At 70.8% G+C, this 8,046-nt stretch carries 9 protein-coding genes; 2 read left to right on the top strand and 7 right to left on the bottom strand.

Translation table 11 applies throughout. The features are described 5' to 3' along the window. The first annotated feature begins 51 nt into the window (after window positions 1-51). The gene (locus tag ACFPP6_RS29450) at window positions 52-246 is read left to right on the top strand and encodes a hypothetical protein (protein WP_382048729.1); all 195 of its coding nucleotides are present in this window, start codon (window positions 52-54) and stop codon (window positions 244-246) included. 93 nt (window positions 247-339) lie between these two features. Here the strand turns inward: ACFPP6_RS29450 and ACFPP6_RS29445 are convergent, their stop codons facing one another. The 7 genes from ACFPP6_RS29445 to ACFPP6_RS29415 form a co-directional block, all read right to left on the bottom strand. Further along, window positions 340-1,599, bottom strand: a complete 1,260-nt coding sequence (locus ACFPP6_RS29445) for a glycosyltransferase (RefSeq protein WP_382048726.1) — start codon at window positions 1,597-1,599, stop codon at window positions 340-342. Window positions 1,600-1,619: 20 nt separating this feature from the next. Then, window positions 1,620-2,558: an alpha/beta fold hydrolase gene (locus ACFPP6_RS29440; RefSeq protein WP_382048723.1), complete on the bottom strand. Its 939-nt coding sequence runs from the start codon at window positions 2,556-2,558 to the stop codon at window positions 1,620-1,622. Next, window positions 2,555-2,797 (bottom strand): acyl carrier protein, encoded by a 243-nt coding sequence (locus tag ACFPP6_RS29435; RefSeq protein WP_382048720.1) that lies wholly within the window; start codon window positions 2,795-2,797, stop codon window positions 2,555-2,557. Before ACFPP6_RS29435 ends, ACFPP6_RS29440 begins: the two co-directional genes overlap by 4 nt. Window positions 2,798-2,873: 76 nt before the next feature. After that, window positions 2,874-3,887, bottom strand: a complete 1,014-nt coding sequence (locus tag ACFPP6_RS29430) for a 3-oxoacyl-ACP synthase III family protein (protein WP_382048717.1) — start codon at window positions 3,885-3,887, stop codon at window positions 2,874-2,876. A 35-nt stretch (window positions 3,888-3,922) separates the two neighbouring features. Beyond that, window positions 3,923-4,798 (bottom strand): alpha/beta fold hydrolase, encoded by an 876-nt coding sequence (locus ACFPP6_RS29425; RefSeq protein ID WP_382048714.1) that lies wholly within the window; start codon window positions 4,796-4,798, stop codon window positions 3,923-3,925. Window positions 4,799-4,834: 36 nt separating this feature from the next. Further along, window positions 4,835-5,119 carry an acyl carrier protein gene (locus ACFPP6_RS29420; protein ID WP_382048711.1) on the bottom strand — a complete coding sequence of 95 codons (285 nt, stop codon included), beginning with the start codon at window positions 5,117-5,119 and terminating at the stop codon, window positions 4,835-4,837. Between the two features lie 10 nt (window positions 5,120-5,129). Continuing rightward, window positions 5,130-6,089 carry a beta-ketoacyl-ACP synthase 3 gene (locus tag ACFPP6_RS29415; RefSeq protein ID WP_382048708.1) on the bottom strand — a complete coding sequence of 320 codons (960 nt, stop codon included), beginning with the start codon at window positions 6,087-6,089 and terminating at the stop codon, window positions 5,130-5,132. A 502-nt stretch (window positions 6,090-6,591) separates the two neighbouring features. Between ACFPP6_RS29415 and rox the strand changes: the two genes are divergently transcribed. Then, a complete protein-coding gene (rox, locus tag ACFPP6_RS29410) occupies window positions 6,592-8,019 on the top strand; it encodes a rifampin monooxygenase (RefSeq protein ID WP_382048705.1) in 1,428 nt (475 codons plus the stop codon). The last annotated feature ends 27 nt before the right edge of the window (window positions 8,020-8,046 follow it).

Below are 8,046 nucleotides of genomic sequence, written 5' to 3'. Positions count from 1 at the left end.
GCGGCAGGGAAAGGCTTACGACGACGTCACCACCACACTGAAGGAGTCTCCGTGAGCCGCACTTACCGAACCGTCCTCGCGCTCGCCGCAGGTACCGTCCTCTCCGTGCTGGGAGTGGTCGCCCCGGCCGCGTCCGCTCAGGCGGCCCCCGCCGCTCCGGCATCGCTCGGCGGCGACTTCTGCAGGCTCGTACAGAACGGCTCAGAGGCCTTGGGCACCCCCATCGGTGGGACGTGCCCCGACTGAACGTGCTGGGTCTCCGCCGACCAGTGGTCGGCGGAGACCCGCGCCGTTGCGGATGCCGTCGCCGGAAGGACACTGCGTGCGATCGCTGGACCTTCACTGCGCACGAGACGGGGCCGGCCCGGCACGGCCGAGCGCGCGGACGACCCCCGCAATGCCGTCCTGCTGCTCGATCATCGCCCCGATGCGGCGGGTCCGTTCGCGGTAGCGGCCGTCGGTGAGGAGCCGGGTGAGGGCGAGGCCGAGGCCGTCGCTGTCCAGGCGGGGCATCGGGACGGCGGCGGGGGTGAGCCCGAGGGATCGGAGCCGGGCGGCCCAGAAGGGCTGGTCGAACTCGAAGGGGACGGGGAGGGTGGGGAGAGCGGCTCGCAGGGAGGCATGGGTGGTCCCCGGCCCCGCGTGGTGGACGGCGGCGGTCATGCGCGGGAAGAGCCAGGCGTGCGGGCATTCCCCGATGGTGAGGATGCCGTCGCCTTCGGCGTCGCCTGTCAGGTCGGCCCAGCCGTTCTGAACGACGGCGCGGATCCTCAGCCGGCGGACGGTGCGGGTGATGATTCCGGACAACCGTTCCGCATGGCCTCGGCCCATGCTTCCGAAGCCGAAATACACGGGTGCGGGCCCGGAGGCGAGGAAATCGGTGAGACGGTCATCAGGGTGCCAGTCCGGCGGCTGGGCGGGCCGCCAGACGCCGACGGTCTTGTGCGCCGCGGGCAGGGGCATGCGGTCGGGCAGCAGAGCGCTGCCGAATCCGTAGTAGACGGTGTGGCGACGGGCGGAAGAGATCAGGGCGTCGCCGGTGAAGCCGCGACGCAGGCCGAGTTCGCGCCGCAGGGCGCTGGTCACCGGTGCGTACAGCGGGCTGAGGATGCGTTTGACCAGCACATCGGCGGCTGTGTAGCGCAGGCGCGGGGTCCCGGCGATGAGCCGGGGGAGCATCATGGCGTGCGAGACGGTGTAGACGCCGTGGCACGGCAGGCCGAGCCCTTGGCCGATGACGGCAGCCTGCGGGTGCATCAGTGGATGTGTGAGGAGGACGTCGGTGCCTTCGCCCGCTGCATCCAGCAGCACCTTGCCTGCGGTGAGCGCCATGTCCCGGCCGTTTTCGATACGTGCGCGGCGCGGTTTGTGCGCACCGACCGCAGCTTCCTGTTCGTCCAGGGGCATGGCCCGCACCCGGAGCCCGTGTTCGCGGAAGAGGGCCGCGTACCGCCGTGAGGTCACCACGGTCACCTGGTGGCCGGCCTGGCTCAGGCCGGTGGCGAGGCCGGTGTAGGGGGCGATGTCGCCGGTGGTCCCCCAGGTGGCCAGGAGGATGCGCTGCGGCGTGGCTGGTCGAGGCTTGAGAGGGGATCGCATGGCTGCAGGACTCCCGGAGCTCAGGGCATCTTCTCGATGGAGCAGTGCTGCAGGGTGCCGAGTGGCCCGCCGTCCAGGAAGAGGGCGACGAGCGTGGCGAAGTCGGCGTCGCGCTCCATGTGCAGCAGGTGGTCGGCGTTCTTCATGACGATGAAGGTCGCGCGGCTGATGGTGGCTGCGACGGCCCGGTTGTCGGCGACGGTGGTGGCGGTGTCGAACTCCCCCACTCCGACGAGCGAGGGAACGCCGCGGACGCCGCCCGGAGGCAGCGGATCGTGCAGCAGAAGGAACCCGCGGTCGTGGACGTAGCGGATGAGGGGGTCGTCGGAGGATGCGGCGAGCTGGTCGAGCACGACGCGCCCTGCGGCTCTGATCAGCAAGTGCCGTTCCGCCGCCTCCGTGTTGGTCAGGACGCCGACCAGTTCGCGGGCGGATCGCAGCCGGTCGGCCGGGCTTTCGGCGGAGCGCGGGCTCCGGGTGCCGGCCTCCCGGCGCAGCCCTTTGCCGATCAGCTCCGCCAGGCGAGGGGCGGGCCGGGGCGAAGCGCCGAAGAGCATCAACCGCGTGACGCGATCGGGATGGCGCTGGGCCAGTCGGTAGCCGATGGGGTAGCCGGAGGAGACGCCGAGCACCGCGAAGCGGTGGATGCGGAGCCGGTCCAGGGCGTGCAGGGCGGCGTCGGTGAGATCGTCCCAATTCAGGCTCTGCGCTGTCCGTCCCGGAGTGCGGGCGGGTGGCAGGTCGGGGATGACGAGGGGGAGCCGGGAGGCCACGTGGCGCTCGAATCGTGCCCAAGAGTGCCTGGTCTGCAGGCCGCCGCCGAGGACGAGGAGCGGTTCGGCGCTCGCCGGGCCGTGCGGGACGACGGTCCTGCACGGGTAGTGTCCGGCCCTCCAGGGGATGCGGTGGTCGCACGCGCCGGCACGGGCGGCCAGGAGCGGGGAGCCTTGCCGGGTCACGCCTTCGCCGCCAGGTGCCTTCCGATGAGTGCCGCGAGGTCGGCGACGGTGGAGTTCGCCGACAGGTCGGCCTCGGTGATCACCAGGCCGTACTCGTCCTCGATGACCATGGCGAGTACGGCGACGGCCATGGAGTCCACGCCGGCCTCCGCCAATGAGGCCTCCGGGGTGACCGGTCCGGGAGGCAGTCCGGCCTTCCCGGTCAGAATGCCGATGACCGTCTTCTGCATGTCGTCCATGCGCCTGGCCTTCCGGAAGTGACGGGTGGGGTGGCAGACCGTGAGTGACGGCCGGGGGAGGGGACGAGGCCGTGCGTCACAGGTGGGGAGTGAGAGCGTGCGGCCACGTGGCGGTGGTGGCGGCCCATGACAGGCCGCTGCCGAAGGCCACCATCAGCACCCGCCGGCCGGGTTTGACCGCCCCGTCGGAGGCGGCGTGTGCGAGCAGGATCGGAACGGACGCCGCGGCGGTGTTGCCGACGTGCTCGATGTTGGTCGGCATGCGGGCGGCCGGGAAGGACAGGGTGGCGGCCACGGCTTTCGCGATCGCCGCGTTCGCCTGGTGCGCGACGAGCACGTCGACGTCCTCCAGACTCCAGCGCGCGGCCTCGGCGGCGGCGATCGCGGCGGCGCTCATGCGTTTGACGGCGTTGCGCACGACTTCGGCGCCGCGCAGGTGCAGGTACGCATCGGCGCCGCCCAGGCCCGGTGCGGGCGCGCGCCGCCGGGAGCCGCCGGCCGGGATGGCGATGGCGTCGGCGAGGGTGCCGTCACTGCCCCACACCGACGGTCCGAAGGTGGGGGGCTCACCCGGTTCGGCCCGCCGCAGCACGGCTGCGCCGGCGCCGTCGCCGAAGATCGGGGCGGTGCCGGGGTCCCGGGGATCGACCATGGTGGAGGAGCTTTCGGCGCCGATCACCAGCACTGTTCCCGCGGTGGCGGCGGCGATCAGCCCGCGGGCGACTTCGCATCCGTAGAGGAACCCCGAGCAGCCGGCGTTCAGGTCGAAGGCGGGAACCCCGGTCATGCCCAGGCGGCTCGCGACTTCGGGAGCCCCGGCGGGGCAGAGCCGGTCCGGGGTCGTGGTGGCCAGGACGAGCGCGTCGACGCGCGACGCACCGGCCGAGGCCAGCGCACGGGCGCCCGCCTCCGTGGCCAGGTGAACGGTGGCCTCGCCGTCGCTGACGCGGTGCCGGCGGGCGATGCCGATCCGCCGCCGTACGAAGTCGTCCATCACGGGGCTCATGAGATCCGCATTGGTCACCACGGTCGGCGGCAGCCAGCACCCCAGCCCCGCCAGCACGGTGTTCGTCTTCTGCTCTTCTGCCACGGTTCTTTCCGTTGGGGCGGGGTGGCGGGTGGTCGTCACCCGACAGCCATGGCCGGTTCGATCAGGTAGTCGAGATCGGTGAGCGGCCGGCCGGTGAAGAACCGCATCACCAGGTCGCTCGCCTCGTAGCGGCGCTGCAGGAACACCCAGTGGTCGGCTTCACCGATCGCCGCGAACGTGCAGTCCCCGATCGTGGCCGCGAAATCCTTCTGCTCCTGCAGGGAGCTGATGGTGTCGTGCTCGCCGCAGAACACCAGCGTGGGAACACCGTTCAGACCGCCCTGGGGGTCCAGGTTCTCCAGGACCGAACGCTCCATCGTCCGGAACCCGTGGGCGCTGCTGGTGACGGCCCGCAGCGTCATCCGCTTGACCAGCTGACGCACCACATCCCGGTTCCTGACGGTCGCCTCGGCGTCTGAGCACAGGAACATCTCCGCCAGGACGTCGACGAACCCGTTCGCATCCCCGGACAGCATCCGCCGGGCGCCGCGCATCCACAGGTCGATGAGCTTGTCGCTGATGCGGACGGGCACGCCGCCCAAGGCCAGCTTGGCGTACCGCTCCGGGCGCCGTTGCGCGCAGCGGAAGGCGACCGCCGATCCGAAGGAATAGCCGAGGAAGTTGACGCGCTCCAGACCGAGGTCGTCGATGATGATCTCGATGGCCCGGCACATGGTCTCCATGTCCTGCTCGGGCCGCAGCGGCGTGGATTCGCCGGCACCGGGGAGGTCCACCGAGATCAGACCGGCATGGGGCAGGACGTGACGCTCCATGATGGACCAGCCGTGCATGCCCTGCAGAACGCCTCCGAGGACGAGCACGGGGTCGATGACGGGGGCGTCACTGTTCACCACCTGGTAGGAAAACGACAGCCCGTCCAATTGCAGGGCGTGGGTGATCGCCTTGGTCACAGCTCTCCGTCGCAGGTCGGGTCGGTTCGTTCGGAGTCAGCCGAGCGCAGACGCGTCCTGCTGCCGGTCGCCCGTCGCGTCCAGGGCCTGCTGTACGAGATCGGCCGTCTCCTGGAGGGTGGTGTTCCCGGAGGCCAGCGAGTCGTCCAGCTGGATCCTGTAGTGGTCGGAAATGGTCACGAACATTTCCACCTGCGCGATGGAGTCCAGCTCGAGGCTGTCGAACGAACGGCCACCGGTCAGTTCCCCGGGATTCAGGTCGTAGGTGGTGGCCAGGTAGTCGCGAATGAAGTCGAACGGCCGCTGAACGGGCTCCCCCATGAAGAACTCCCTACCGTCGTGCGGGTTTGAGATCGGGCCAGGACAACGCGACCGACCCCCACACGGCGCCGCCTCCGAACGCGGTCAGCAGCGTCCGCGTACCGGGGGCGACGGCCCGGGATTCGACCAGATCGTCCATGACCAGAGGAATCGATGCCGAAGAGGTGTTGCCGACTCTGTGCAGGTTCCCGAAGCGGCTGGCACCGGGCACGCCCACCAAGTCCGCCACCTTGTCCAGGATCCGCTGGTTGGCCTGGTGGCCGATGAATGCGCCGACGGAATCCACCGGCCATCCCGCTCGCTCCAGCAATTCCCGGGACACCTCGGTCATCCGGCGCACCGCGTGGGCGAACATCTGCGGCCCCTGCATCCGCAGGCAGCGGTCCGCCACCGGCGCGGCACCGCCGGGGTCGGGCCGGCGGGAGCCGCCGGCTTCGACCACGGCCAGGTCCTTCTGCGTGCCGTCGCTGCCCAGGCAGGTCGCCCGAACGGCGCCGGGCTCGTCGCGCTCGCCGCCGCGCAGCACCACGGCCCCGGCCCCGTCGGCGAAGACCACGGCGGTGCCGCGGTCCGTGGGGTCGGTGATCGTCGACAGGGTCTCCGCGGCCAGGACCAGCACACACTCCGCCATTCCCGACCGGATCCACGCGTCGCCCACGGCCAGCCCGTGGACGAACCCCGAACAGGCGGCCGCGACGTCGAACGCCGGCAAGGTGCCCAGCCCCAGCCGGGCGGCAACCCACGGAGCCGTGGCCGGTGAATGGTGGTCAGGCGTCGTGGTCGTCAGCACGACGAGGTCCACGACCGGATCGCCGGCGCTCCGCAGGGCCGCACGGCCCGCTTCGACCGCGAGGTCCCCGGTGCTGGTTCCGGGCTCCACCCACCGTCTGCACTCGATTCCCGTCCTGCTGCGAATCCACTCGTCGCTCGAACCGAGGTTCGCAAGCGGCGGGTCGTCGTTACGGATCACGCGCGGAGGGAGGTGAGAACCGACGCCGGCCACTACGGAAGCGGAACTGGCCATGTAAATCCCCCGGATCGACAGCAAGCCTGGGATCGTGCGTCAATCGTGCGCCACTGTATTTCACGCATTAAGCGCCCGTCAAAGGAGTCGGGGATTCCTTCGGACGATCGTGTTTACCGTGCAACGATAGTGCGATCATCGAACGGGCGGGCATTGGAATTCTTGTTCTGGCGCTGAGTGTGTGCGGCCGTCAGCTGTTTGATTTCCACTCCGAGAACTGCAAGTGCCCCCGGGCGGTCCCCGCCGCTCTGACCGGAATGCCGGTCACGGCTCACGGGAGTGTGAAGTGCGGGGCACCTGATCGTGTCCGATCGTGCCGCCCGCGGTGACGCAGGAATGGACGCACTCCCCGCCACTCTTAACGTATAGCGCACAGGGGGCCTTGCGGCAAGGCCCCGGTCGTGGCGCAGAATCACCGGCCGAAGGCGGAAACGAGGGGGGAGAATTCGTGATCGACGTGATCGTGGTCGGCGGCGGGCCGACCGGCTTGATGCTGGCCGGCGAGTTGCGGCTGCACGGCGTGCACGTGCTCGTGCTGGAGAAGGAGGCCGAGCCGACCGGGTTCGTCCGCGCGCTCGGCCTGCACGTGCGCAGCATCGAGGTGATGGACCAGCGCGGCCTGCTGGAGCGTTTCCTCGCGCACGGCCGGCAGCACGCGGTCGGTGGTTTCTTCGCCGGCATCGACAAGCCGTGGCCCGACCGGCTGGACACCGCGCATCCCTATGTCCTCGGTATCCCGCAGACCGTCACCGATCGTCTGCTGGCCGAGCACGCCGCCGGGCTCGGGGCCAAGATCCGGCGCGGCTGCGAGGTTGCCGGGCTGAGCCAGGACGAGGACGGGGTGACCGTAGTGCTGGCGGACGGTGCGCGGCTGCGCTCGCGCTACGTCGTCGGGTGCGACGGCGGCCGCAGCGCGGTGCGCAAGCTGCTCGGCGTCGGCTTCCCCGGTGAGCCCACCAGGGTCGAGACGCTGCTGGGCGAGATGGAGGTGGCCGAGGATCCGGCGACGGTGGCCGCCGTCGTCGCGGAAATCCGCAAGACCCAGCTGCGGTTCGGTGCCGGGCCCTTCGGGGGCGGGGTGTACCGCGTCGTCGTGCCCGCCGAGGGGGTGGCCGAGGACCGCACGGTCCCGCCGACGCTCGAGGAGTTCAAGCAGCGGCTGCGGGAGGTCGCGGGCACCGACTTCGGCGTGCACTCGCCGCGCTGGCTCTCCCGGTTCGGCGACGCCACCCGCCAGGCCGAGCGCTACCGGGTGGGCCGGGTGCTGCTGGCCGGCGACGCGGCGCACATCCACCCACCCGTCGGCGGGCAGGGGCTCAACCTCGGCATCCAGGACGCGTTCAACCTCGGCTGGAAACTGGCCGCCGAGGTGGACGGCTGGGCCCCGGAGGGGCTGCTGGACACCTACCACGCCGAGCGGCACCCGGTGGCCGCCGACGTCCTGGACAACACCCGCGCGCAGATGGAGCTGATATCCCTCGAGCCGGGCGCCCGGGCCGTGCGCCGGCTGGTGTCGGAACTGATGGAGTTCGAGGACGTGAACCGGTACCTGATCGAGAAGATCATTGCGATCGGGGTCCGCTACGACTTCGGCGAAGGGCATGAACTGCTCGGCCGGCGCATGCGGGACGTCGGGCTGAAGCGGGGCCGCCTCTACGGGCTGATGCGCGGCGGACGCGGTCTGCTGCTCGACCGGACCGGCCGGCTCTCGGTGGAGGGCTGGGCCGACCGGGTCGACCACGTCGTCGACGTCAGCGAGGAACTGGACGTGCCCGCAGTACTGCTGCGTCCGGACGGTCACGTGGCGTGGGCCGGCGAAGACCAGGAAGGTCTGCTCGGCCAGATGCCGAGGTGGTTCGGCGCCGCCGCGAGCTGAGCACGCAGTCGTGGCACCGCGCCCTCC

Source organism: Streptomyces aureoversilis (genome assembly GCF_042657885.1).
Taxonomy (GTDB): Bacteria; Actinomycetota; Actinomycetes; order Streptomycetales; family Streptomycetaceae; genus Streptomyces; species Streptomyces aureoversilis.
The sequence above is the reverse complement of the archived record's forward strand: the minus strand, read 5'-3'. Positions and strand labels throughout refer to the sequence as shown.